Source organism: Pseudomonas sp. TMW22080, from assembly GCF_022496745.1.
Taxonomy (GTDB): Bacteria; Pseudomonadota; Gammaproteobacteria; order Pseudomonadales; family Pseudomonadaceae; genus Aquipseudomonas; species Aquipseudomonas bubulae.
The window spans coordinates 316922-341601 of record NZ_SCFF01000005.1 but is presented as its reverse complement, the minus strand read 5'-3'; the positions used below and the strand labels follow the sequence as shown (position 1 = coordinate 341601).

Annotated in this window: 15 protein-coding genes; 3 read left to right on the top strand and 12 right to left on the bottom strand. The window is 59.3% G+C overall.

Annotated elements, in window-relative coordinates; translation table 11 throughout:
* Positions 1 to 7: 7 nt before the first annotated feature.
* From EQV96_RS18565 to EQV96_RS18555, 3 genes are read right to left on the bottom strand one after another with little or no spacing between them, the layout of a single operon-like run.
* On the bottom strand, positions 8 to 904 hold the full coding sequence (locus tag EQV96_RS18565) for an antimicrobial resistance protein Mig-14 (protein WP_095017697.1): 897 nt from the start codon (positions 902 to 904) through the stop codon (positions 8 to 10).
* On the bottom strand, positions 904 to 2034 hold the full coding sequence (locus EQV96_RS18560) for a glycosyltransferase (RefSeq protein WP_095000916.1): 1131 nt from the start codon (positions 2032 to 2034) through the stop codon (positions 904 to 906). Before EQV96_RS18560 ends, EQV96_RS18565 begins: the two co-directional genes overlap by 1 nt.
* Positions 2018 to 3775 (bottom strand): carbamoyltransferase, encoded by a 1758-nt coding sequence (locus EQV96_RS18555; protein WP_095000915.1) that lies wholly within the window; start codon positions 3773 to 3775, stop codon positions 2018 to 2020. Before EQV96_RS18555 ends, EQV96_RS18560 begins: the two co-directional genes overlap by 17 nt.
* Positions 3776 to 4034: 259 nt before the next feature.
* On the opposite strand from EQV96_RS18555, the gene EQV96_RS18550 reads away from it, so the two are divergent.
* On the top strand, positions 4035 to 8321 hold the full coding sequence (locus tag EQV96_RS18550) for a membrane-targeted effector domain-containing toxin (protein WP_240882239.1): 4287 nt from the start codon (positions 4035 to 4037) through the stop codon (positions 8319 to 8321).
* Positions 8322 to 8483: 162 nt separating this feature from the next.
* Complete coding sequence (locus EQV96_RS18545) at positions 8484 to 10562, top strand: TonB-dependent receptor (RefSeq protein WP_240882238.1); 2079 nt, start codon at positions 8484 to 8486, stop codon at positions 10560 to 10562.
* An 88-nt stretch (positions 10563 to 10650) separates the two neighbouring features.
* On the opposite strand, the gene EQV96_RS18540 is transcribed toward EQV96_RS18545, so the two are convergent.
* The 9 genes from EQV96_RS18540 to glnE all read right to left on the bottom strand — a co-directional run bounded on the left by EQV96_RS18540 (position 10651) and on the right by glnE (position 21646).
* Positions 10651 to 12093, bottom strand: a complete 1443-nt coding sequence (locus EQV96_RS18540; protein WP_169916138.1) for a lipopolysaccharide kinase InaA family protein — start codon at positions 12091 to 12093, stop codon at positions 10651 to 10653.
* Positions 12093 to 12848 (bottom strand): lipopolysaccharide kinase InaA family protein, encoded by a 756-nt coding sequence (locus EQV96_RS18535; RefSeq protein ID WP_095000911.1) that lies wholly within the window; start codon positions 12846 to 12848, stop codon positions 12093 to 12095. Before EQV96_RS18535 ends, EQV96_RS18540 begins: the two co-directional genes overlap by 1 nt.
* Complete coding sequence (locus EQV96_RS18530; RefSeq protein ID WP_095000910.1) at positions 12845 to 13579, bottom strand: lipopolysaccharide kinase InaA family protein; 735 nt, start codon at positions 13577 to 13579, stop codon at positions 12845 to 12847. Before EQV96_RS18530 ends, EQV96_RS18535 begins: the two co-directional genes overlap by 4 nt.
* Positions 13579 to 14385 carry a lipopolysaccharide core heptose(I) kinase RfaP gene (rfaP, locus tag EQV96_RS18525; protein ID WP_095000909.1) on the bottom strand — a complete coding sequence of 269 codons (807 nt, stop codon included), beginning with the start codon at positions 14383 to 14385 and terminating at the stop codon, positions 13579 to 13581. Before rfaP ends, EQV96_RS18530 begins: the two co-directional genes overlap by 1 nt.
* Complete coding sequence (locus EQV96_RS18520) at positions 14385 to 15506, bottom strand: glycosyltransferase family 4 protein (RefSeq protein ID WP_095000908.1); 1122 nt, start codon at positions 15504 to 15506, stop codon at positions 14385 to 14387. The genes rfaP and EQV96_RS18520 overlap by 1 nt, the downstream gene beginning before the upstream one ends.
* Entirely contained in the window at positions 15506 to 16567 is a 1062-nt protein-coding gene (waaC, locus tag EQV96_RS18515; protein WP_095000907.1) for a lipopolysaccharide heptosyltransferase I, read from the bottom strand. The genes EQV96_RS18520 and waaC overlap by 1 nt, the downstream gene beginning before the upstream one ends.
* A complete protein-coding gene (waaF, locus tag EQV96_RS18510) occupies positions 16568 to 17602 on the bottom strand; it encodes a lipopolysaccharide heptosyltransferase II (protein WP_095000906.1) in 1035 nt (344 codons plus the stop codon).
* A gap of 59 nt (positions 17603 to 17661) precedes the next feature.
* Positions 17662 to 18585: a branched-chain amino acid transaminase gene (locus tag EQV96_RS18505; RefSeq protein ID WP_095000905.1), complete on the bottom strand. Its 924-nt coding sequence runs from the start codon at positions 18583 to 18585 to the stop codon at positions 17662 to 17664.
* A gap of 118 nt (positions 18586 to 18703) precedes the next feature.
* Positions 18704 to 21646, bottom strand: coding sequence for a bifunctional [glutamate--ammonia ligase]-adenylyl-L-tyrosine phosphorylase/[glutamate--ammonia-ligase] adenylyltransferase (gene glnE / locus EQV96_RS18500; RefSeq protein WP_240882237.1), 2943 nt, complete (start codon positions 21644 to 21646; stop codon positions 18704 to 18706).
* A 383-nt stretch (positions 21647 to 22029) separates the two neighbouring features.
* Between glnE and aceE the strand changes: the two genes are divergently transcribed.
* The gene (gene aceE, locus EQV96_RS18495) at positions 22030 to 24672 is read left to right on the top strand and encodes a pyruvate dehydrogenase (acetyl-transferring), homodimeric type (RefSeq protein WP_095000903.1); all 2643 of its coding nucleotides are present in this window, start codon (positions 22030 to 22032) and stop codon (positions 24670 to 24672) included.
* Positions 24673 to 24680: the final 8 nt, after the last annotated feature.

Genomic DNA, 24680 nt, shown 5'->3' with positions numbered 1-24680 from the left:
TTGTGTTTCAGACTTTGAACACGGGCACCGGGTTGCACCAACGCTCTTTGTATTCACGGTCGGCGCGGCCGAACGAGAAGCGCAACGGCTTGTTGACATTGCGGGCCTGTTCCCAGGCAGATTGGGTATTGAGAAAACTCAACACGCTGCCAGGGCTGAATTCACGGGTCTGAGGGTCAACACCGCCATTGACGTACTCGACACTGATCCACTCGGGCGATTCAGCGCGGTACACCAATTGAATCGCTATCGGCGCATCGTTGAGGAAAATCACCGAGCCGATCAACAGCTCGCGCAACAGCTCGATGACCTCGGCCATCCGCTCGGCCCCTGTGGCAACAAAGCCCCAGCGGCGCAAAAACAGATCGCAGTATATGCTCGCCAATTCAGCACTGGAAAACTCCGATACCGGGCGCACTACGCCGCCCGCCTCTTCCAGCAGGCGCAGTTCGCGGCGCTGGTTGTAGCGGAATTTTTTCGACAGTTCTTCCGGCGTGCGAGCCATCGCCAACTGCTCGGCTTGCGGCAGCAGATTGCTGAAACGGCCCTCATTGAGCTGCGACAGGTAGCGTGCTCGATGACGCAAAGGCGCCGCTGCATCCGCAGCTGCGGGCAGGATCAGCTCGGCATTGCCCAGATCGAACAAGCCTTTTTTGCCATGACGCTTGAGCACATCCTTGGACAAGGCCAGGTCGCGTCCCCAGGTCGGGATCGCCGCCTTCAGCTTGCCGTCCTGCTCCCAGGCAAGATAACGCACAGGAATACCGGCCAACTGCGCCAGACGTTCAACGACCATCGGGTGGGTAGCGACGCTGCCGCCAAAACGCTGCCAGGCATCGGCATAAGTGCCGGAATCCACAACGCTCCAGCCGCGCTCACGCCAGCCTTGAAATCGATTGAGCATCAGGACTCCGCAATCAGGTCGGTGACTTGCGCCAAGTGCCAGAAGGTATTGCGCACCGCCCGATCACTAAAACGTTCGTGCAAACGCTCAAGCATCAGTTCGGCGCAGGCCATGCGCTGCTCATCATCGAGTTGAGCCAGGTGCTGCAGGCCCTGGGCCAGATGCTCGGCATCGCCCAGCGGGAACAAAATCCCCACGCCCTCGACCACTTCTTTGGCACCGCCACAGGCCGTTGCCAGCAACGGCACACCGGCAGCCATAGCCTCAAGCAGCACCATGCCAAACGGTTCGTGATCAGAGCTCAACGCAAACACGTCAAAGGCCCTGAAATAGCGGCGTGCATCAGGCACCTGGCCCAAAAACAGCACCTGATCGCCGATCCCCAGCTCATTGCTCAGCTCTTTGAGATCCTCCTCCAGACGCCCCTTGCCCATAATGACCAGTTGGCTGTCAGTCGGCAGATTGGGCAACGCCAGGGCAAAACCGCGAATCAGCGTGGCCTGGTCCTTGTCCGGATGCAGGCGACCGACGTTGCCGACAATAAAGCCATCGACCGACAGCCCCAACGCTTCGCGCGCCGGGGTGCCAGACAATTGCCCGGCCTGGACCGCATCGATATCGATACGGTTATAGAGCGTGTTGATACGCCCGGCTGGCCACTTGGGCAGGCACTTGCGCATGTCGTCACGCACCGCGTCGGAAACACCGAGCAGGCTCAGGCGCTTGCGAAACAGGTGGGCAAACAGCTTGCGGCTGCGACGCTGATAATCGCCAAACGCATGATGCACGCCGATCACCGGCAAGCCGGTGGCCAACAAGGCGATATAAATCGGCTTGAAGCGGTGGGCGATGCAAAAACTGAAATTGCGCGAGGCTGCGATCTTGCGCAGCCTGGCGATGGCACCCAGCTTCAGGCCACGAATGGCCCTGGAGCTGAATTCCATAAAGATCACTTCATCAGACGCACAGCCTGCTGCCACTTCAGGGTCGGTTGCCCCGGTCAGGAAGACCGTGGTGACCTTGTACCCGGTACCGGCAAACAGGCTCGCGTACTGGCGCGCACAGTCCAGGAACGGCCCGTCATAGCCGTGGCAGAACTGCAGCACATGACGCTCAGTCGAGCGATTCATAAGTCTCAGCGCCGTCTTTAACCACCAGGATGTCTTCCATGATCAGGTACTGCAGATCGGAACCGAAGAACATGTTCAGCGCGTCAGTCGGCGAGCAAACCATAGGCTCGCCACGACGGTTAAGCGAAGTGTTCAGCGAAACGCCGTTACCGGTCAGCACTTCCAGCGCCTTCATCATGTCGTAATAACGCGGGTTGTATTCGCGCTTGAGCACCTGGGCGCGGGAAGTGCCATCTTCATGGACAACCTCCGGCACGCGGGTTTTCCACTCTTCAGCCACTTCGAAAGTGAAGGTCATGAAGGGTGCCGGGTGATCGACCTTGATCATCTGCGGGCCTACGGTGTCGAGCATCGACGGGCAGAAAGGCCTCCAGCGCTCGCGGAACTTGATCTGTTCGTTGATGCGGTCTGCCACGCCTTCGCTGCTCGGGCAACCGATGATCGAGCGACCGCCCAATGCACGCGGACCGAACTCCATGCGCCCCTGGAACCACGCTACCGGGTTGCCATCGACCATGATCTTGGCGATGCGCTCCGGGGTGTTTTCGATGCGGCGGTAGGCAGGTTTGCCAGGGTGACGGGCACAGGCCGCGATCACGTCTTCGTTGCTGTACGCAGGGCCGAGGTAGACGTGTTCCATCTTCTCGACCGGCACGCCGCGAGCGTGGGATACATACGCCGCTGCACCGACTGCGGTACCGGCATCACCGGACGCAGGCTGTACGAACAGTTCTTTGACTTCCGGGCGAGCAATGATTTTCTGGTTCAGCTTCACGTTCAACGCGCAGCCGCCCGCAAAGGCAATCTTGCCGGTTTCCTTGAGGATGTCGCCCAGGTAGTAGTCGATCATCTGCAGCGACAGTTTTTCAAACAGCGCCTGCATGCTGGCCGCGTAGTGGATGTACGGCTCGTCGGCGATATCGCCTTCGCGCTTGGGCCCCAGCCACTCGATCAGTTTTGGCGAGAAGTAGAAGCCCTTTCCGTTCTCTTTGTAGCGACGCAGACCGATCACGTTGGCGTATTCGGTGTTGATCACCAGTTCGCCGTTTTCGAACGAGGCCAGACGCGAGAAGTCGTACTTGCTGGCGTCGCCGTACGGCGCCATGCCCATGACCTTGAATTCGCCATCGAGCATCTCGAAACCGAGGAACTCGGTGATTGCACCGTACAGGCCACCCAGGGAGTCCGGGTCGAAGAACTCCTTGATCTTGGTGATCTTGCCGTTTTCGCCGTAGCCGAAGAAGGTCGTGGCGTACTCGCCCTTGCCATCGATGCCCAGGATCGCGGTTTTCTCTTTGAAACCCGAGCAGTGGTAGGCGCTGGATGCGTGAGCCAGGTGGTGCTCGACCGGTTCGATCTTGATTTTCTTCGGGTCGAAGCCCAGTTGCTCAAGACAGAACACGATCTTGTTGCGGTAGCGCTTGTAGCGCCGGTTGCCCATCAGGATCGCGTCAAGGGCGCGGTCCGGGGCGTACCAGTAGCGCTTGGCGTAGTGCCAGCGAGCCTTGCCGAACAAGCTGATCGGAGCGAACGGGATCGCCACCACGTCAACGTCGGAAGGTTTGATACCCGCTTGTTCAAGACAGAATTTTGCAGACTCGTAGGGCATGCGGTTCTTTGCATGCTTATCGCGTACGAAGCGCTCTTCTTCAGCCGCCGCTACCAGCTTGCCGTCGATATAGAGGGCTGCGGAGGGATCATGGCTAAGGGCGCCGGACAGGCCAAGAATCGTCAATGCCACTGGATTAGCCTCTTTTGAATGCAGGCAGGCGGCGGGCGCCTGAAAAAATGATGCGTTCCTCGCAGTTCGAGAAACAGCTAAAGAGCGGGATTATAGCGTAAAGACGCCCGCAGTGACCCTGCACGATTTGCCACGCCCTATTGCGCGCCCTCATCTGCAAAAAAATCGCCGGGGCACATATATGTAGCCCTAACACCCGAACGTTTTGGGATTTCCTGTGGATACACCGACGTACGCGTCAATAGACAGGAACGACCCCATGCCCAGTGCACTCGCTAACCTCAAAGACGCAGAGCGCGAACTGCTCGTGCTGCGCAATGCCTTGCCCAACCTTGATCTGTCGCTGGATCACTGCCTGCGGGTATTTTTTCCGCGGTTGCCCGCTGACACCTGCACCGACTTTCTTTTCATCAATGAAGAGATCGCAGCCCAGCCTGGCCAAAACCCCACTATCACCAGCCAGTCGGTGACTGCCCTGATAGACCAGTGCTACCTGACCGGCCAGATCCCGACCTTCGTACAGGGTGCCACCCGCGTCTACAACTACGCCTATAGCCTTGACGAGGAGGATCGAACGGCCGGGGTATCCGCCCCTGAACTCGAAAAATACCTTGAGTTTGTCGTCCGCTCCCCGCAGTTGTGTGTGAGGGATGCCCTTAACGACTTCTGGCGCACACCCCACAAGGACCTCAATGGGCAAGCGCCCAAAGACTGGCTGTCGCAATTTGCCCACAGGCTGATCCGCGCAGAAGCCTCCGTGCGCCACGAGGACAGCACCTTCAGCCCCACCGCCCTGGACATGATCAATCAGGTACTCCCTGATGCCAGCCCATCTCCCGCGCCAAAAACGCCCGGCCCCTACGGCTTTTACACGCTGGCACTCAGCAGTCGTCTCATGCAAAGGACTGCAGTGCTGCACGGCGCCTTCGTGATTACCACGAAACACCTGCCCCTGATCTCAGCCAGCGTGCAGGACAAGCGCACTGCCCTGGATCCCACCCCGCGGCCTTCAGTGCTTTACCTGCCGAACACTGGCCTGGAAGTGTTCGATTCACTCGCCGCCCTCAGCCAGGAACTGTCGACCCGGCTCAACGATCCTTACCAGCGTGAAACACTGCTCACGTGCGTACTCACCGAAGATCGGGAGCGCGCCCTGGCCCATGAGCAAGTCGACTACAGCCCGGTTGCAGACAGCGCCATAGCTACCGTCTTCAGCGATCAATTGATCAACAAACAAAAAAGCGACATGCACCATGCCTGGTCGGTGGCACGCAATCTCAAGCAAGACACATCCCTCGATCAGCTATCCGACTGCGTCGACCAATCCCTGGCTGCAAGCCTGCCCCTAAATCCCGCCAACATACTGCGCGGGCGCTATACCCGATTGCTGGAAAGCCAATTGCCCGACTGGTTGAAGACTGCTTCAGACAGCCAAAAAACCCAGTGGCGGCTGGCCGTTGAGCGCCTGAATCACGAGCGCCTGGCGGCAGAATCCGATGACGCCCAACCCCTCAGCGAAATCGGCCGCAAACATACACTGCTGGGTTATGCCCGCCTTCAGTTACAGCAACAGATCAAAAAAGACCACGGCATAGACGTCGACCCGGACGAGATCTTCATCTCGACCACTGAAGCCCTGCGCACCGGCCCTTTGATCAACCCTGTCAGTGGTTCCGGGTTTCCTGCAGGCATGAGCCTGGGCAGAACCGGGCCGATCATCAGTTACCACACCACACGCCGTAGCCTGAGTGAGCTGGCGCTGTCCAATGTCGGTATCTGGGACGTCACTTTCGCCCTCACTGCACAAGTCAAGGATGGAGCGGGCCAGAAACATGCCGTGCTGACCAGCAGCTATCTGAAAACGCTGGTGCGCCAGCTGGATATTGGCGAGCGCTACAAAAAAAATCTCAAGGAGCTGCTGGTCAACTCCAGCCAGGCCCAATGGCGCAAGGAGCGCTATGTCGCTTTTAAGCAGGCACAACTGAACCTGGACTTGCTTGAAGCCACGCTGGCGGGTGCGCTGACCACCCAACAGGTGTCATGGGTCAGGGCTGCGCTTGAGCAGCCCGTAGAGAACAACCGTGCACAAATCAACGGTGAGCAGGTCAAAGTCCATCTGCTGATGTTGCGCTATAAACCACTACCGGGTTTGCTGGTGTTCAGCGCCACCGGCTCCGGGCAACTGCTGTGCTACACCCCCGGCGGGCCTGAGAGCCGCTGGTTCCTGGTTGCCAACTCACGCAACGAGCTGGGCCAGATCCTGTCACGGCCTATTTGGCGAGCCTATGTGATGCGCCACGTGACACCGGCGCAACAGCCGTATATCAAGCCGCTGTTGGAGCGGGGACTGAGCGAGGCCAATCTGCAACTGCAGGGCATCAGCCATGACCTGTTCGAAGCGTCCTACGACACCGAGGCCTTGCACGCCATCCGCGATGCTGACGAGCAGTCGACTTCTACCTGGGAAAGCAACGTAAACACTGCCAAAGAGGCCGTACTGACGGCAATCGACATCCTGTCTTTCGCATTGCCCACCCGAGTGCTGCTGCCCATCGTACTGGCGCGGTTTATCGCTCAGATCATCAGAGGCCTTGATGCCCTGCAGCGCGACGAAAAACACGAAGCTCTGCTGCACTTTATGGAGTCCATCACCTACCTGACTGACGGCGCCTCGGACTTTACCGGCTCAGCCGTATTCGGCAATTCGATACGTCAACGCGCAAAACAGCCCGTACCCTCGTTGAGTCCCGCTGCTGCCAGCCATTATCCCGGTGCCAGGCTCAGGCTGCGCACGGGGGATGAATACGGTGCAGGTGTGTATGAAGCGCCCACTGCCAATGGTCAGACCGCCTGCTACACCAAAAACACAAACGGCAGGTTCTATCGCAGCCAGTACGACAACCTGGACAACACCTGGCGCGCACTGGATGAGCGCAAACCCAACGCACCGTACAGCATCCCCTTGCGCGAACTCTCGGCCGGGCAATGGGATGTCGATCCAACAACCCCTTTGCTCAAACAAAAGCCCGGCATTGAAAGGGTAATCGACAACGCGCGCGTCAGAGGCGTCGATCTCAGCCGCTACACCCCTGACGAGCAGGGCATCTATCGCATAGACAACATGCGATATATCAAGCAGGACAGCGACGTGTTCGAAGTCTACAGCGGCTGGCTGGGCCGCAACTGGTACTTGCAACCGCAATCGAGTTCAAGCGCTGGCGCAAGCGCCAGCTTCAAGGTCCGGCGCACCGCAGGCCGCTGGCAAATCAAGCACAGGCTGGCGGACAACAGCAAACGCTGGGTACCTCTGACCGGGCATCTCACCGAGTTGCCTGGCGATGTGCCCCACCTCAAATACAGCGACTACGACATGCCCGCCGAGTACCAGGAAGCACTTCGGGACATCACCGAGAACCATCGTTCAGTACTCGATGGCATCACTGACTTTATGGATTTTGCGTCCGAGCGCAGCCTTGCCCACCGGGCATTCAAGGAGCTGCGGATCAAGTTGCTCGCGGATGCCAAGGCCTACTTCCTGACAAAACCTGCAAAACCCCGGGCCACCCGCCCGCAATTACCTGGCAACGTGCAGGAACAAGCGTTGATCAACCACCTGTTCGAGCAGTCAGATGGCATCGTGTGGGGTGAAACCCACTCTCACCAATCGAGTAAAAAGATCCTGATCGACAACATGGCCGAGTTTGCCAGGCACGACGTAAAGGTCCTCTACATGGAGCACCTGCAAAGCGACCTGCACCAAAGCCTTCTGGATGACTACTTCCAAAGCGGAAAAATGCCCCTCAGGTTGAACAAATACCTTGAGGATCAGGATTTTGGTCATCAGATCAACCCCTCCAGCCGCCATACCTTCAGCCAACTGGTGCGCGAGGCCAGACGGCATGGCATCAGGGTTATCGCGGTTGACTGCTCGGCCAGTTACTACCCGAAAAGCACACCGAGCGAAACGCCCTGGCTAAACCGTTATGAAATGTTCAGCTACTTTGCCTCCCGTACGATTCGCGCTCATCAGGCCCAAAACCCAGGAGGCAAATGGATAGCCCTGACGGGCAACTCACATGCCAACACCTTTGAGGGCATACCGGGGCTGGCCGAACTTGAAGGGGCGATATCCGTGCGGGTATCGGATTCAGCCCCGGGCACCAGCCGCGGCTTGCGTCAGGACATCGGTGAAATCATCCCCGCGGATAACAAACATGCTAACTACCGCTTTTTGAAAAACGATTACTGGCTGCAAATCGACATTCCAGGCACAAAGCCCCATTTACCAGCCCTCTCCCCATCGCAAACCAATAACAGGCTACCGGCTCCGGGGTTCTTCCGCCTGGACAGCGCATCCCCTCAAGGCGCCCAGTTGATACATCGCTCAAATAACCACGAAATTGTGCATACCCCTTTGAGAACCGACGCCAATGGTCAGATTTTTATCGAACGTGAAAGCTGGCCAACCATCCACCAAAAACGCTACGACACCCTCAAAGACCTGATCCATGGCTTACAAGACATCAACATGACCCAAGTGCAATAACCCCGCGCCCGACGCTCATCACGTTCAAGACAGGGACGGCTCAGCGCGTCCTTGTCACTTGTTTTGCTGGATATCCGCACCTCAGCCGCTAAACTGCGCGCCCTCTGCTAGCCTCCCCCCGTCGCCCTGGACGGGTCGCGTCACACGGAACCCGATTTGCCCATGAAATATTTCACACCTGCTCACCTTGCCCTGTTACTGCCAGGCCTGTGCCTGGCACCTGTCGTCTGCGCCGAAACCCTGGAGCTGGATCCCAGTGTCATCACCGGCTCGCGCAGCGCCAGCCCGAGTTTTGACCTGCCGTACTCGGTGGACAGTATCAATCAGGAGCAAATCCAGGATGGCCAACTGGGCATCAATGCATCCGAGGTGCTGTCCCGTGTACCGGGGCTGGTGGTGCAAAACCGTCAGAACTATGCCCAGGACCTGCAAATATCTTCCCGTGGCTTTGGTGCCCGCTCGGCGTTTGGGGTGCGCGGCATCAAGCTGATTGCCGACGGCATACCGGCCAGCACCCCCGACGGTCAGGGCCAGGCTGCAACCTTCAACCTCGATACCGCCGAGCGCATTGAAGTGCTGCGCGGCCCGGCGGCAACCCTGTATGGCAGTAACGCCGGTGGCGTGATTCAAATGTTCTCCCGCGACGGCGAGGGCCCGCCGCGCATTGGCGCCGAGACTCTGGTCGGCAGCGACGGCATGAGCAAGAACCACCTGACCGCCGAGGGCGCCACCGACGACGTCGGCTTTGTGCTTGATGCCTCACGCATGGACACCGACGGCTACCGCGACCACAGCGCCGCACGCCGGGACCAGACCTTCGCCAAGCTCAATCTCAAGCCCGACGAAGACAGCAAGCTGGCGCTGATCTACAGCAGCCTTGAGCAAAACGGCACACAGGATCCGCTGGGCCAAAGCTGGGAAGCCTACAAGGCCGACCCGCGCTCGGTAACGCCAAACGCCCTGACCTACAACACCCGTAAGAGCATCGACCATCAGCAACTGGGCCTGAACTACGAGCGCTATATCGGTGACGCTACCCTGCAGGTCAATGCCTATACCGGTACGCGCAGCGTTATTCAGTATTTGGCGATTCCGCCCACAGCAGCCAGCAATAAACAGGGCGGCGGTGTCGTGCAATTCGATCGCAAGTTCTACGGCGGCAGCCTGCGCTGGATGCAACCGGTCTACGGTGTACCGGGCGATCTGACCCTGATTGGCGGCCTGGACTTCGATCAGAGCCAGGACAGCCGCCACGGTTATCAAAACTTTATCGGCAGTGAGCTGGGGGTCAAAGGCGCACTGGTGCGTGATGAAGTAGATACCGCTCGCAGTCTCGACCCGTATGTACAGGCCAACTGGGCGTTGGACAACTGGACGGTACAGGCCGGCTTGCGCTACAGCACCATGGAGATGGACGTCGATGATCAATTTTTGAGCAACGGCGACGCCAGTGGCACCAAGCGTTACGAAAAGGCCACGCCATCCGTCAGCGTGATGTATGCCTTTACCCCCGAGCTGCATGGTTATATCAGTGCAGGCAAAGGCTTTGAAACGCCGACTCAGGCCGAACTGGCATACTCGCCCAACGGCCAGGGCTTCAATTTCGGCCTCAAACCTTCCGAGAGCACCCAATATGAAATGGGCCTCAAGGCGCAGCTCAACAATACGCGGATCAATGCGGCCATATTCCAGATCACCACAGAAGATGAACTGGTGGTGCTGAGTAATACCGGTGGCCGTACGACCTACCAGAACGCCGGCCGCACCTTGCGCCGGGGCTTTGAACTGGGTGTAGAGAGCCAGCTCGCAGAACACTGGACCTCAACCCTCGCTTACACTCGCCTGCAAGCCACCTACGACAGCGACTTCGCCAGCACCAGCGGTACCGTAGACAAAGGCAACTACCTGCCGGGCGTACCGCAGACCACGCTGTTTGCCGAGGTGAACTGGAAGCCGGCCGACTGGGTCAGTACGGCTATTGAAGGCATGTACCGCAGCAAGGTATATGTGGAAGACACCAACACCGCCAAGGCAGCACCTGCTTATACCGTATTCAACTGGCGGGCGAAGTTTGAACAGAAGATCGAGCACTGGACCTTCCACCAGACCTTGCGTCTGGACAACCTGCTGGACCGTCAGTATGTGGGTTCGGTGATTGTCGGCGACTCCAACAGCCGCTACTACGAAGCTGCGCCGGGCCGCTCGTGGTATGCCGGAGCCGGGGCGCAGTACAGCTTCTGACAGCACGGGCACGCCCCTGTGGGAGCGGGCTTGCTCGCGAAGAGCATTCGCGAGCAGGCTCGCTCCCACAGAAAGTCCTGGCTAGGCTTCAGTCAGGGTTTGTCGGCAATCGCCCGTCAATCACCTGATACAACGCACTGCCCACCGGCCAGTTGCGCATAAAGCGTGCACGATCGCGGGCGTACGCTGCAGCGAAGCTGCTCGATGAGCGATGCTGGCACATCGAATCCAGATCAATCAGCGCCCAGCGCCCGTCATCCCAGAACACGTTATGGCCCTTGAGGTCACCGTGGCTGATACGCTCGCGGATCAAATCGGCAAACAACCGCTCCAAAGCCATCAATTCGGCTTCGGGCGCATCTCCGTGCTCAACATACGGCGCAAAACGCTCGATGATATCCGGCCCCGGCAAAAACTCCGTCACCAGATACGCCTTGCCCCGCAACCACATAAAACGGGTCTCCAGCATTGCCAACGGTTTAGGCGTGGCAATCCCCAAAAACGCCAGACGATTGCCTTCACGCCATGAATGCCAGGCCCGGCTCGGGCGCCAGAAACGTTTGAGCCAGTGGGCAAAGCCCTTGATGTTATAGCGCTTGACCACCAGCATGCGGCCCGCCACTTCAACCTTGCCGACACTGGCCGCGCCACCGGTCTTGTACAGATGCCCCTGATCAAGCAACGCATCAGCCCTGGCCAAAACGGGCAACATCGCCGGCTCTTCTTCGCGCAGCACGGCACGCAGGGCAAACGCCCCGTGTTGCACGCTGAACAACGAGCAATCACGGCCAACCTTGTTCAAAAAGTCATTCAGGCGCCAGGCACGGACTTTCTCGACCTGCTTGAGCAGCGCTTCAAGCGGCAAGGCATGCTCGCCGTTGCTCAGCAGGTAGTGCACGAGTAATTCTTCGATAAACGGCTCAAGGCTTTTGGGCAACTGGGCAAAAAACACGCCGAGGTTTTCCAGCACTTTTTGCCGCGACAGCGGTTTGCCTGCCTCTTCGACACAGATGCCTGCACCATCGATCAAATACAGCTTGCCGTCCTGACGCAACAGGTTGTCCAGATGCAGGTCTTCCTGCCACAGACCCTTGCGGTGCATCTGCCCGATGGCAGTCAAAGCCTCGGCAAGTACGGCCACTTGTTCATCAGCCAGCACCGGCAACGACGCGACTGCATCCCAGGCATCGCCCAAGCTCTGAGCGCCCTCCAGGTACTCGAACAGCAACCAGCCCCCCTCACCTTCCTGCAAGCCATCGGCCAGCAGTTGCGGCGTGGTCAAGCCTTGTTCAGCCAGCAGACGCACCCCGGTCAGCTCGCGCTGAAAGTTGCGCGCAGCCTTGTTGCCGACCATCATCTTGGCCAGCACGGTACGCCCGCGCCACACCCCGGCACCGACATAACGCTGGCCCGGCAATACCCGCAGCAAGGTCAGCAGTTGCAATTGCGCAGGCCCTGCTGCGTCGGCCAGTTCGATACTCAGCGGCAAGCCTGGCGCACGGCCAGCCTTCAGCAGTTCGGACAAACGCATCAGCGCCCCCCTTTTTGATTGCGCCGCACATACAGTCGCGTCAGCCAGGCATCGACCAAGGAACTGTCGACGGGCTGTTCCAGATAAGCAGCGAGCAAGGCGCGCACCTCTGCTTCGCTCCAGACATCGGCCCGACGCAACAACGGCTCAATGTCCTTGACCCTGTCCCGCTGGCCCAGCAACAAGGGCCGGGTTTTTTCCAGATCGATCAATTGAGCGCGATACCCCCCCGCGCCATCGGCCTGCAGGAAGATATGCTTGGGGTAAAAACAACCATGCACCTGCCGCGCAGCGTGAAGCCGACGAGCCAATTGGCCGCATTCGCGCAAAATCGCCTGCTGCTGCTCTGTGGTCAGTTGCGGCCATTGCTCGAGCAGCGAGTCGAGGTCATTCCAACCGTCCAGCGCACGGGTCATCAGCACTGCACGACGCTCGCCCGGCACTTTTCGCTCACCAAAAAACACCGCTTCCAGCGCAGGAATACCTATGTGCTTATAGCGCTGAATATTACGGAATTCGCGGGCAAAACTCGGCTCGCCCAGCGGACTGTGCAGCGTGCGCGTAAGGTAATTGCTCTGACGCTTGAGGTAATAGCCCTGACCTTCAAGATCCATGCGAAACACGCTACTCCAGCCACCACCACTGGTATTGGGCTCGTCCACCGCTTCCAGCTGCACGGCCCACAGGGCATCAAAGTCAGCCAGGCCATTGCGCTCAAGCAATGCCCGGTCGGCGTCTGCCATAAAGTCTGTCATTCCCGGCCCTCGAAAAAACGCACGATATGACGGACACGTTCCTTATCCGCCGCATTGAGCGTCGTGCGCCCGGTGTATTGAAAATAGAAACGCAAACGCTGGGTGTAGGACAAATGGTACTTGGCCACTTTATCGAGGCACGCCAGGTCTTTGGTGATGCGGTATTTGAGCCAGAAGCCGCGCCAGAAATCGCCGTTGGGGCAATCGATCAAAAACAGCTTGGGCTGCTCATCGATCAGCAAATTGCGCCATTTCAGGTCGTTATGGGTAAAGCGATGGTCATGCATGGTCTTGGTATAACGCGCCAACTGACGGCTGACACAATCTACCCAGGCACGATCCTTGAGCAGCGGATCATGGTTGTCCGCCAACTCTGACAAATCCCGGGTATTGGGCAGTTCGCGGGTGATCATGGCGCCACGGGAGTAGGCGAACCCACTGCGTTCAAGGCCCCAAGCCACCACCTCGGCCGTGGGGATACCCCACTTGGCGAAGCGCTTGAGGTTCTGCCATTCGGACTTGACCCGCGGGCGGCCCAGATAACGGCGCAGGCCCTTGCCGGCCCCGGTGTAGCGCTTGACGTAATAATTCACGCCATCGCGCTGCACACGGATGACTTCCGATAGCGGATCGCGCGTCAGATGCTCCCCCTGCAAGGCAAATACTGCCTCCAGACTGCCAAAATCAGACGCCAACGCACTGTAAGCAGGTTCCAGATTCCAACCCGCCATTACAGTGCATCTCCATAACGCTGTTTGCGTTCGTAGAGTTTGTTCGCCTTGCCTTCGAGCCACGCCAGCAGGCGGGCTTCTTCGCGCAGGATCTGGCGCAGGGGCATCTGGAAGTAACCGCGCAGGAAGCGCAGTTTGTCCCGCTGGGTCAGGCCGATATCCAGGGCCGAGAAATACAGTGCCGCCAGATCCTTGTTGCGCCAGCGTTTGCTGATCACGGCGCGAGTCTGGGCGCGGTGCAGATCGATCACCGACAGGCGGAAGTTGTCTGCGGTCACCGGTTTGTCGGTGTGCAGCAAGAAATGGCAGATATAGCAGTCACGGTGGTTGACCCCGGCACGGTGCATCATGCCGGTCATGCGTGCCACTTCAGCGATCAGCGCATGCTTGAGCCTGGGCTGCGGTGGCTGCTTGACCCAGTTGAGGCTGAAGTCTTCGAGGCTGACCGTCGGCGCCAGTTCTTCGGTGATGATGAAGGAATGCTGGGCTGCCGGGTTGTTGCCCTTTTCGCCGTAAGCCACGGCCGTCATGGTCGGCACACCCACTTCGTGCAGGCGCTTGATCGCCCGCCACTCCTGGCCGGCGCCAAGAACTGGCAGCTTGGCCGTCAGCAGGTTCTTGAACACTTCACCCCAGCCAATGCCACGGTGGATTTTCACAAAGAAACCGCGCCCGTCGACTTCGGTACGCAAGGTACGCCGGCCTTCCAGTTCGCGGTAAACCTCGCCTTCCAGACGCTCGACTTCGGTGAACGCATCGCGCCCTGCCCACAAGCTCTTGAACGGTTCGGCAAGAATCAGTTTCATCAGTGTTGCTCCGCCAGAATCACATCCGCAGCGTGCTGCGGCATGCTGTAGAGGTCGGCCGTCTGCGCGTAGGCCAGGCCGTTTCGGCTCCAGGCCGCGCGCGCAGTGTCGTCGGACAACATGTGTGTCAGGTATTCATTGAGTTGCGCCTGCTCGAACGGCTCGTCCAGGACCCGACCGCAATCGGCGTCGCTGATGTAATGGGCGTAGCCGCAAACAGCGCTGACCAGCACCGGCAAACCCGCTACCAGTGCCTCAAGCAATACAGTGCCGGTGTTTTCGTTATAGGCCGGATGAATCAGCAAATCGGCGCCCAGCAGGAAGCGCGGGATATCACTGCGCCCCTTGAGGAACTGCACATGATCGCCCAAACCCAAAGTGGCACTCTGCAATTGAAAGACTTTGGGGTCGTCCTGGCCGATTACAAACAATTTCGTACGTTTTTTGAGCTCACCCGGCAAGGCCGCCAGCGCTTTGAGGCTGCGATCCACACCCTTGGTCTTGAAGCCCGAGCCAATCTGCACCAGCAGCAAGTCGTCGTCTGCCAGATTGAATTCACGTCGGAACTCGGCGCGAATCTCGGCGGCATTGTCCGGCGCGCGGCGATCCAGGGCGATACCCGGTGGCAGCAGATGGAAACGCTCCAGCGGGGTGTCGTAGTGTTTGATGAACAGCGGCTGCTGGACTTCGGAAATCATCAGGATTTCAGTCTTGGCGTCCTTGGCGAACACCGCGCGCTCGTACTCGGCAAAGTGCTTGTAGCGCTTGAAAAAGCGATAAAACGAATGACGCAGGTTTTGCGCCTTGTCTTCAAAGCAGCCGTCCGCCGCGTAGTACACGTCCAGCCCCGGCATCTTGTTGAAGCCGATGAGCCGGTCTACCGGGCGCTTGGCCAGATCGGCCTGCATCCAGGCGAGCATTTTTTCATTGCGGGTATGGTTGTGGAACGCCTTGACCGGCGCCACCAGCACTTCGAATCCGGGCGGGATATCGCCTTCCCAGATCATGGTGTAGACGCGGATTTGATGGCCGCGCTTCTGGCATTCCAGCGCAATGCGCATGAAATCCCGTTGCAGCCCACCAAACGGAAAGTATTTGTACAGCACAAAAGCCAGTTGCATCAGCGCAGTTCCTCAGCCAGTAACAACGTGCTTAATCGACTCGCGACACGCTCAGGGTTCAAACGGGTGAAGCACAGTGGCCACTCGTTTTTCAGATCAAACCGCTGCTGGTCCTGTGCAGTCGGAGTGTAGGTGCATTTTTTCTGCAGGCATGGCGCACACGGAAAATCGCTGGCCAGGTGGATTTGCACCTTGCCATAGGCCCCGGTCAGGCCCGGATTGGTAGGCCCGAACAAAGAAATGGTCGGCACATCCAGTGCAGCGGCCAAATGCCCTAACCCGGTGTCTACTGCCACGCAGGCACTGGCACTGGCCAGTACCTTGGCGACCCCGGCCAGATTCAATTTGGGCAGCACCACGGCATTATTCAAGCCATTGGCAATGCGTTCGGCCCGGGCTTTTTCAGCCGGATTGCCCCACGGCAGGCGCACTTCGACGCCCAGATGGCCCATGCGCTGGGCCAGATCGCGCCAATAGACTTCGGGCCAGTGCTTGGTGTCCCAGGTGGTGCCATGCAAAAACAGCACGAAGGGCTTTTTGCGCGGCAGCTCAACCAGTTTTTCGACATCCAGGCCGTAATCGCCCAGCCCTTTGGGCAGGTCGTAGCCCAGCGCGACCGCGAACAACTGACGCAGACGCTCAACCGCGTGCTGCCCGCGGGCTACCGCCAGGCGGCGCTGGTAAAAGCGGCTGGCCAGCGGCTCACGGGCAGAGTCTTTATCCAGCCCGGCAACCGGGGCTTTCACGTAGCGGGTCAACCAGGCACTTTTCACCAGTCCCTGAGCGTCGATCACCAGGTCGTATTTTTCGGCGCGCAGGCTTTGCTTGAAGCGGCTCCACTCGCCGCTCTTGAGGGTCTGCCAGATATTTTTGCGCCAGCGGCGAATCGCCACCGGAATCACCTTGCCCACCGCCGGGTGCCAGGTCGGGATTTCGGCAAAGCCTTCTTCCACTACCCAGTCAAAGGTGATGCCCGGAATCGCCCGCGCCGCATCGGTCAGCGCCGGCAAGGCATGGATCACATCCCCGAGGGATGAAGTTTTGACCAACAGAACGCGCACCTAGTTAACCTCGACCGGTGAACCCTGCAGGCGCTGCAAGGCTTCAATCACCGGCTGCGGCATCAGTTCGCGCAGGCAGTTGTAGTGGCCAAAACGGCAGGTACGGTCAAAACAGGGGCTGCAATCGAGGCCCAGCCGCACAATTTCGACCTTGTCCGCCAAGGGCGGGGTAAAACCTGGCGAAGTGGAGCCGTAGACCGCCACCAGCGGGCGGTTCAGCGCAGCGGCCACATGCATCAGCCCGGAATCGTTGGATACCACGGCATCTGCACAGGACAACAGGTCGATGGCTTCGGCCAGTGAGGTCTCGCCGCTGAGGTTGACCGACTCTTCGCGCAGCCCCGGGATCAGGCGCGAACGGATATCTTCGCCTACCCCGTGATCGTTTTTGGAGCCGAACAGCCACACTTGCCAACCTTCGCGGATCTTTTGTTCGGCAACTTTGGCGTAGTGCTCGGACGGCCAGCGCTTGGACTCGCCAAATTCGGCACCCGGACACAGCGCCAGCACCGGACGATCCAGCTCCAGGCCGAACTTGGCCAGTGCGCCGGCACGGCTTTGCGGGTCAATCTGCAAATCAGGGCGCGGGTACGGCTTGGGCAGGTCGGCCCCAGGCTCATAGGCCAGGGCCATAAAGCGCTCGATCATCAGCGGGTAGCGCTCTTTGTCGAGCTTGCGCACATCGTTAAGCAGGCCGTAGCGGAACTCGCCGCGCCAGCCGGTACGTTTGGGAATACCCGCAAAAAATGGCACCAGGGCCGATTTAAGCGAGTTGGGCAACAAGATTGCCTGATCGTATTGGCCCTTGAGGGACTTGCCGATCTTGCGTCGCGTGGCCAGTTCAAGCGCGCCGTGGCCGAGCGGGAAGCTCAAGGCCTTGCGAACTTCAGGCATGCGCTCAAGGATGGGCCGGCTCCACTCGGGGGCCAGCACATCGATTTCGCACTGCGGGTGGCGCTGCTTGAGGCACTGGAACAGTGTCTGCGCCATCACCATGTCACCGACCCAGCTGGGCCCAACGATCAAAATATTCATAAGTTTCCATAAACAAGCAAGGGAGGCATTCGCCTCCCTGCTGTGATGCTATGCCGACATTACTTGACCAGTGTACGCCACTCTGGATGGTCCGTAGTCTTGCCAGTCACCAGGTCAAAGTAAGCCTTTTGCAGTTTTTCGGTGATCGGGCCACGGCGGCCGATCCCGATTTGACGCCCGTCGACTTCGCGAATCGGCGTCACTTCAGCGGCAGTGCCGGTAAAGAACGCTTCGTCGGCGATATACACCTCGTCGCGGGTGATGCGTTTTTCAACAAACTTGTACCCCAGCTCGGTGGCCAGGGTCAGGATCGTGCTGCGGGTAATGCCGTTCAGGCACGCGGTCACGTCCGGGGTGTAGATCACGCCATCCTTGACCAGGAATACGTTTTCGCCCGAGCCTTCAGCCACAAAGCCTTCCGGATCGAGCAACAGCGCTTCGTCGGCTCCGCCGGAAATCGCTTCCTGCAGGGCCAGCATCGAGTTGATGTAATGGCCGTTGGCCTTGGCCCGGGTCATGGAGATGTTCACATGATGGCGGGTAAAGGAGCTGGTACGCACCTTGATTCCGACTTCCAGCGCTTCGGCGCCCATGTAGGCACCCCAGCTCCAGGGGGCGATGATCACGTGCACCTTGAGGCCGGTGGCGCGCAGGCCCATGGCTTCGGAACCGTAGAACACCATCGGGCGGATATAGGCGCTGTCGAGGTTGTTTTCACGCACCGCTACGCGGGTCGCTTCGTTGATTTCGTCTTTGCTGAACGGGATCTTCATGCCCATGATGTGGGCCGAATCGAACAGACGGTCAGTGTGCGCCTGCAAGCGGAAAATCGCCGCGCCCTGCGGGGTTTCGTAAGCGCGCACACCTTCAAACACGCCCATGCCGTAGTGCAATGTATGGGTCAGCACATGGGTCGTGGCATCACGCCACGGCACCAGCTTGCCGTCATACCAGATCACACCATCACGATCAGCCATCGACATCATTACGCTCCTCAAAGAATCCAGCACCCGCACCACGAGGCGGCAGGCAAATTGGACGGGCCTTATGGACCCGCCGGATACGTTCTTACAGCTTTAACTCTGTGTGTGAGCCAGCAAATCAGCTCAATCCTAGCTCGGACCAGATGCGCCGTACGTGTTGGCGTTCGACCACAAATTGATCCCCCGTGACCACCCCGGCTTCCTTCTGCAAGGCTTGCCGGTGGGCGACGGCGCGAAAGGCCTTGTAAGCCTCGCGCAACAGGCTGGCATCGGTGGCGGGCATCAGCCCGACCTGCTCCAGCCCTTCCAGAATGCGGATATTGTCGGTGTAGCGCAGTAACGCCGGGTGTTCCCTGGACCACGCCAGGGCCGCGTATTGCACCATAAATTCAATATCGACGATACCTCCGGCGTCCTGCTTGAGGTCGAACGGCACCGTTGCCTCGAAGGCGTTTTCTGCGGTTCCGGCAGCGGTAATCCGGGTGCCCAGGTTGTCGCGCATCTTGGCCCGCATCTCGCTGACCTCCTGACGCAAGGTCGGCAAATCCCGCTCGCGGCCCAATACGCTCGCGCGCACCTGTTCAAAGGCCGCGCCCACCTGCTTGCAGCCCACCAGCACGCGGGCGCGCACCAGTGCCTGATGCTCCCAGGTCCAGGCTTCGTTTTCCTGATAGCGCTCAAAAGCACCTAGCGAGCTGACCAGCAACCCCGAAGCGCCTGACGGGCGCAGGCGCATGTCGACCTCATACAACTGCCCGGAGTTGGTCTGCGCCGTGAGCAAATGGATGATCCGCTGGCCCAGACGGGTGAAAAACTGCGCACCGTCGATGGGCTTGGCGCCATCGGTTTCAGCATTCGGGTCGCCATCGTGGATAAACACCAGGTCCAGATCCGAGCCATGCCCCAGCTCGATGCCACCGACCTTGCCGTAGCCGACAATAATAAAGCCGGGATCGCACAGGCTGCCGTCGGTGCGCTGTGGCGTGCCGTACTTGGCCACTGTCTGGCGCCAGGCCAGGGCCAGCACCTGCTCCAGAATGGCCTCGGCCAGCCAGGTCAGGTAATCGCTGACCTTCATTAAAGGCAGGCTGCCGGAGATTTCCGATGCCGCGACCCGCAAACGGTGGGCCAGCTTGAAGTTGCGCAAGGCTTCCATCTGCTGCTCAAGGTCGTCTTCGGGGATACGCGTCAGGCGTTCACGCAACTCGGCGGCCAGCTCAGGGGCCAGCGGCGGCTTGAACAAACGGCGCTCGTTGAGCAACTCGTCGAGCAGCAACGGGAAACGGGTGATCTGCTCGGCGATCCACGGGCTGGCCGCGCACAGCGTCAGCAAACGGCGCAAAGCATCAGGGTTTTCGGTGAGCAACACTAAATAAGCAGAACGCCGGGCCACCGCCTCGACCAGCGGCAGTACCCGCTCCAGCACCAGATCAGGGTTGGCGTGCTCAACGGCTTGCGCCAGCAAGCGCGGGATAAAAGCATCCAGACGCTCGCGCCCCAAGCGCTGCATAGACCGCAGTTGCGGACTGGAACGCAGGGCCGCCAGTTGTTTCAGGGCTTTGGGCGCATCGACAAACCCGGCCTCTTCCAACTGCGCGCAGGCTGCGGCATCGTCCTGGACCTCTTCCCACAGCGGCAACCACTCACCACCGACAATCAGCTCGCCTTCGTCGATGACCTCTTCTTCATCAGGGTCAGCAATAACCTGACGGAAGTGCCAGTCAATACGACCACGCCACGCCATCAGCTGTTCATGGAATGCGGTCCAGCTGTCAAAACCCATCATAAAGGCAATGCGGGCCTGATCCTGCTGATTGTCGGGCAGCATTTGAGTCTGGCGGTCGGCAATGGCCTGGATTGCATGCTCGGTGTAACGCAGGAACTCATAACCTTCGCGCAGTTCGCCGACCACCTCTGCAGGCAAGTAGCCCTGGCCTTCCAGGATGGTCAGGACTTTGAGCAGCGGCCGTTGTTGCAGGCTCAGATCGCGGCCGCCGTGAATCAGCTGGAATGCCTGGGCGATAAATTCGACCTCGCGGATACCGCCCGCCCCCAGCTTGATATTGTCAGCCATGCCTTTGCGCCGCACTTCCTGCTGGATCAACTGCTTCATGGTGCGCAGCGCTTCAATCGCGGAAAAATCGAGGTAGCGACGATACACAAACGGGCGTAACAGGCTGAGCAACTGCGCGCCCATCACCTGATCACCGGCCACGACCCGGGCCTTGATCATGGCATAACGCTCCCAGTCACGGCCCTGATCCTGGTAGTACTGCTCCAGCGCGTTGAAGCTCAACACCAGCGCACCGGATGAGCCATAAGGACGCAGGCGCATGTCGACGCGAAACACAAAACCGTCGACCGTCATCGGATCCAGCGCCTTGATCAGGCGCTGGCCCAAGCGGATAAAGAACTCCTGATTGTCCAGCGCCCGCTTGGCCCCCACGGTTTCGCCGCCTTCAGGGTAGGCAAAGATCAGGTCGATGTCCGAAGACAGGTTCAGCTCCACGGCGCCGAGCTTGCCCATGCCCAGGATCACCATCGCCTGCGGCTCGCCACTGCGATTGCCAATGGGTGTGCCGAACTGCTGGCAATGACGTTGATACAGCCAGCGATAGGCCTGATCGATGCAGGCATCGGCCATGTCCGACAGATCGCGACAGGTTTCGATCAGGTCGGCCTGACGATTGATGTCGCGCCAGATAATCCGCACTTGCTGGCGGGTGCGCTGACGACGCAGTGCGCGGCCCAGTTCGTCATCGCTGGTTGCGGCCTGCGCGGCAGCAGCAATCTGCCCGCACAACTCGCCGGGGGCGAAGGTGCGGTCCAGCTCACCCGAGCGCACCAGTTCGAGCAACATCAAAGGGTCACGCAAAGACTGTTCTATAAAGAAGTCGCTGGCCGCACTGATCCGGCTGAACGCCGACCAGCGCTCGGGCGACCAGTCATCAAGCCCGTGCCCGCCCTCAAGCCCGGCGACTGCCGTGCGCCACGACTGCTCGGCACGGCTGGCCAGTGGCTGTAAAAGACCGGGAATTGGAGCAAGCGACGGGAGGCTCATGGTCTATCCTTGATCGGCTATGGTGTTGCCGAGTACGGTGACAGGAAGAAACAGCGGTTTAATCCGACTGTCGAACAAAGGTTATAAATAGCTGTAAGATCATTTTGTTTAGCATCAAGCCCGCAGATCACCGGCTTATTGCAGATAAAAGCACCAACAATATCGATTTTTCGCACAACGAAACAGGTGGCCATCAGGACCATTCCTGTAGTTTTACTACTGCATGACACACTCGAAAGGCTGAAATGGCCGACGATTTGTAGTAAAACTACACGCCGCTGGAATCAACCTCCGGCCATCCAAGAATTTATGTCGTCTGCCCACAAGGCCAGTCGCAAACTCAGGCAACCGATTCTGGAAGCCTATCCGCCCTGGAGCAAGCCATGCAAGACCTCGATCCCGTCGAAACCCAGGAATGGTTGGACGCCCTGGAATCGGTTCTCGACAAAGAAGGCGAAGACCGCGCTCACTATCTGATGACCCGTATGGGTGAGCTCGCTACCCGCACCGGTTCGCAGCTGCCGTATGCCATCACCACGCCTTATCGCAACACGATTCCCGTAACCCACGAAGCACGCATGCCTGGCGACCTGTTCATGGAACGCCGCATTCGCTCGCTGGTACGCTGGAACGCCATGGCCATGGTGATGCGCACGAACTTGAAAGATTCTGACCTGGGCGGTCATATCTCCAGCTTCGCTTCCAGCGCAACCCTGTATGACATCGGCTTCAACTACTTCTTCCAGGCCCCGACCGACGCACACGGCGGCGACCTGATCTACTTCCAGGGTCACACCTCGCCAGGCGTTTACGCCCGTGCGTTCATGGAAGGCCGCATCAGCGAAGAACAAATGAACAACTTCCGCCAGGAAGTGGACGGTCAGGGCCTGTCGTCCTACCCGCACCCTTGGCTGATGCCTGATTTCTGGCAGTTCCCGACCGTATCGATGGGCCTTGGCCCGATCCAGGCGATCTACCAGGCGCGCTTCATGAAGTACCTGGAAGCCCGTGGCTACATCCCTGCTGGCCAGAAAGTCTGGTGCTTCCTGGGCGACGGCGAGTGCGACGAGCCGGAATCCCTGGGCGCAATCTCCCTGGCAGGCCGTGAAAACCTCGACAACCTGATCTTCGTCATCAACTGCAACCTGCAGCGCCTCGACGGCCCGGTTCGCGGCAACGGCAAGATCATCCAGGAACTCGAAGGAGTGTTCCGCGGCGCTCAGTGGAACGTAACCAAAGTCATCTGGGGCCGTTTCTGGGACCCGCTGCTGGCCAAAGACGTCGACGGTATCCTGCAACGTCGCATGGACGAAGTCATCGACGGCGAGTACCAGAACTACAAAGCCAAAGACGGCGCGTTCGTACGTGAACACTTCTTCAACACGCCGGAACTCAAGGCGATGGTTGCCGATCTGTCCGATGACGAGATCTGGAAGCTCAACCGTGGCGGCCACGACCCGTACAAGGTCTACGCGGCGTACCACGAAGCGGTCAACCACAAAGACCAGCCAACCGTTATCCTGGCCAAGACCATCAAGGGTTATGGCACCGGCGCCGGCGAAGCGAAAAACACCGCGCACAACACCAAGAAGGTTGATGTTGAAAGCCTGAAGCTGTTCCGCGATCGTTTCGACATCCCGGTCAAAGACGACGAAATCGAAAACCTGCCGTTCTTCAAACCGGAAGCAGGCAGCGCCGAAGCCCGTTACCTGAGCGAGCGCCGTGCCGCACTGGGCGGTTTCGTACCTCAGCGCCGCGCACAGAGCATCAGCATTCCGACCCCGCCACTGGAAACCCTCAAGGCCATCCTTGACGGCTCCGGCGACCGTGAAATTTCCACCACCATGGCTTTCGTGCGGATCCTCGCGCAGCTGGTCAAGGACAAGGAAATCGGCCCGCGCATCGTTCCGATCATCCCGGACGAAGCCCGTACCTTCGGTATGGAAGGCATGTTCCGCCAGCTGGGCATCTACTCCTCTGTCGGCCAGCTCTACGAGCCAGTCGATAAAGACCAGGTGATGTTCTATCGCGAAGACAAAAAAGGTCAGATCCTCGAAGAAGGCATCAACGAAGCAGGCGCCATGAGCTCCTTCATCGCCGCCGGTACTTCGTACTCCAACCACAACCAGCCGATGCTGCCGTTCTACATCTTCTACTCGATGTTCGGCTTCCAGCGTATTGGCGACCTGGCCTGGGCCGCTGGCGACAGCCGCACCCGTGGCTTCCTGATCGGCGGCACCGCCGGGCGTACCACGCTCAACGGTGAAGGCCTGCAGCACGAAGACGGTCACAGCCACATCCTGGCCGGTACCATCCCGAACTGCCGCACCTTTGATCCGACCTACGGCTATGAGCTGGCGGTGATCATTCAGGACGGCATGAAGAAGATGACCGAAGAGCAACAGGACGTCTTCTACTACATCACCGTCATGAACGAGTCCTACCAGCAGCCAGCCATGCCGGCCGGTGTCGAGGAAGGCATCGTCAAGGGCATGTACCTGCTCGAGGAAGACACCAAGGAAGCGGCGCACCACGTTCAGCTGATGGGCTCCGGCACCATCCTGCGTGAAGTCCGTGAAGCGGCGATCATCCTGCGTGAACAGTTCAACATCGGCGCTGACGTATGGAGCGTTACCAGCTTCAACGAACTGCGTCGCGACGGCCTGGCCGTAGAGCGTCACAACCGCCTGCACCCTGGCCAGAAGCCTCAGCTGAGCTACGTTGAAGAGTGCCTGACCGGCCGTAAAGGTCCGGTGATTGCCTCTACCGACTACATGAAGCTGTTCGCCGAACAGATTCGCCAGTGGGTACCGGTCAAGGAATTCAAAGTGCTGGGCACTGACGGTTTCGGCCGCAGCGACAGCCGCAAAAAACTGCGTCACTTCTTTGAAGTAGACCGTCATTTCGTGGTGTTGGCAGCCCTGGAAGCACTGGCTGACCGTGGCGATATCGAACCTAAAGTGGTGGCAGAAGCCATCGTCAAGTTCGGCATCAACCCGGAAAAACGCAACCCACTGGACTGCTGAGGAGAATA

Coding starts and splice junctions, on each gene's coding strand:
- EQV96_RS18565 (WP_095017697.1), bottom strand. CDS start 904: ATGCTCAATCGATTTCAAGGCTGGCGTGAGCGCGGCTGGAGCGTTGTG.
- EQV96_RS18560 (WP_095000916.1), bottom strand. CDS start 2,034: ATGAATCGCTCGACTGAGCGTCATGTGCTGCAGTTCTGCCACGGCTAT.
- EQV96_RS18550 (WP_240882239.1), top strand. CDS start 4,035: ATGCCCAGTGCACTCGCTAACCTCAAAGACGCAGAGCGCGAACTGCTC.
- EQV96_RS18545 (WP_240882238.1), top strand. CDS start 8,484: ATGAAATATTTCACACCTGCTCACCTTGCCCTGTTACTGCCAGGCCTG.
- EQV96_RS18540 (WP_169916138.1), bottom strand. CDS start 12,093: ATGCGTTTGTCCGAACTGCTGAAGGCTGGCCGTGCGCCAGGCTTGCCG.
- EQV96_RS18535 (WP_095000911.1), bottom strand. CDS start 12,848: ATGACAGACTTTATGGCAGACGCCGACCGGGCATTGCTTGAGCGCAAT.
- EQV96_RS18530 (WP_095000910.1), bottom strand. CDS start 13,579: ATGGCGGGTTGGAATCTGGAACCTGCTTACAGTGCGTTGGCGTCTGAT.
- rfaP (WP_095000909.1), bottom strand. CDS start 14,385: ATGAAACTGATTCTTGCCGAACCGTTCAAGAGCTTGTGGGCAGGGCGC.
- EQV96_RS18520 (WP_095000908.1), bottom strand. CDS start 15,506: ATGCAACTGGCTTTTGTGCTGTACAAATACTTTCCGTTTGGTGGGCTG.
- waaF (WP_095000906.1), bottom strand. CDS start 17,602: ATGAATATTTTGATCGTTGGGCCCAGCTGGGTCGGTGACATGGTGATG.
- EQV96_RS18505 (WP_095000905.1), bottom strand. CDS start 18,585: ATGTCGATGGCTGATCGTGATGGTGTGATCTGGTATGACGGCAAGCTG.
- glnE (WP_240882237.1), bottom strand. CDS start 21,646: ATGAGCCTCCCGTCGCTTGCTCCAATTCCCGGTCTTTTACAGCCACTG.
- aceE (WP_095000903.1), top strand. CDS start 22,030: ATGCAAGACCTCGATCCCGTCGAAACCCAGGAATGGTTGGACGCCCTG.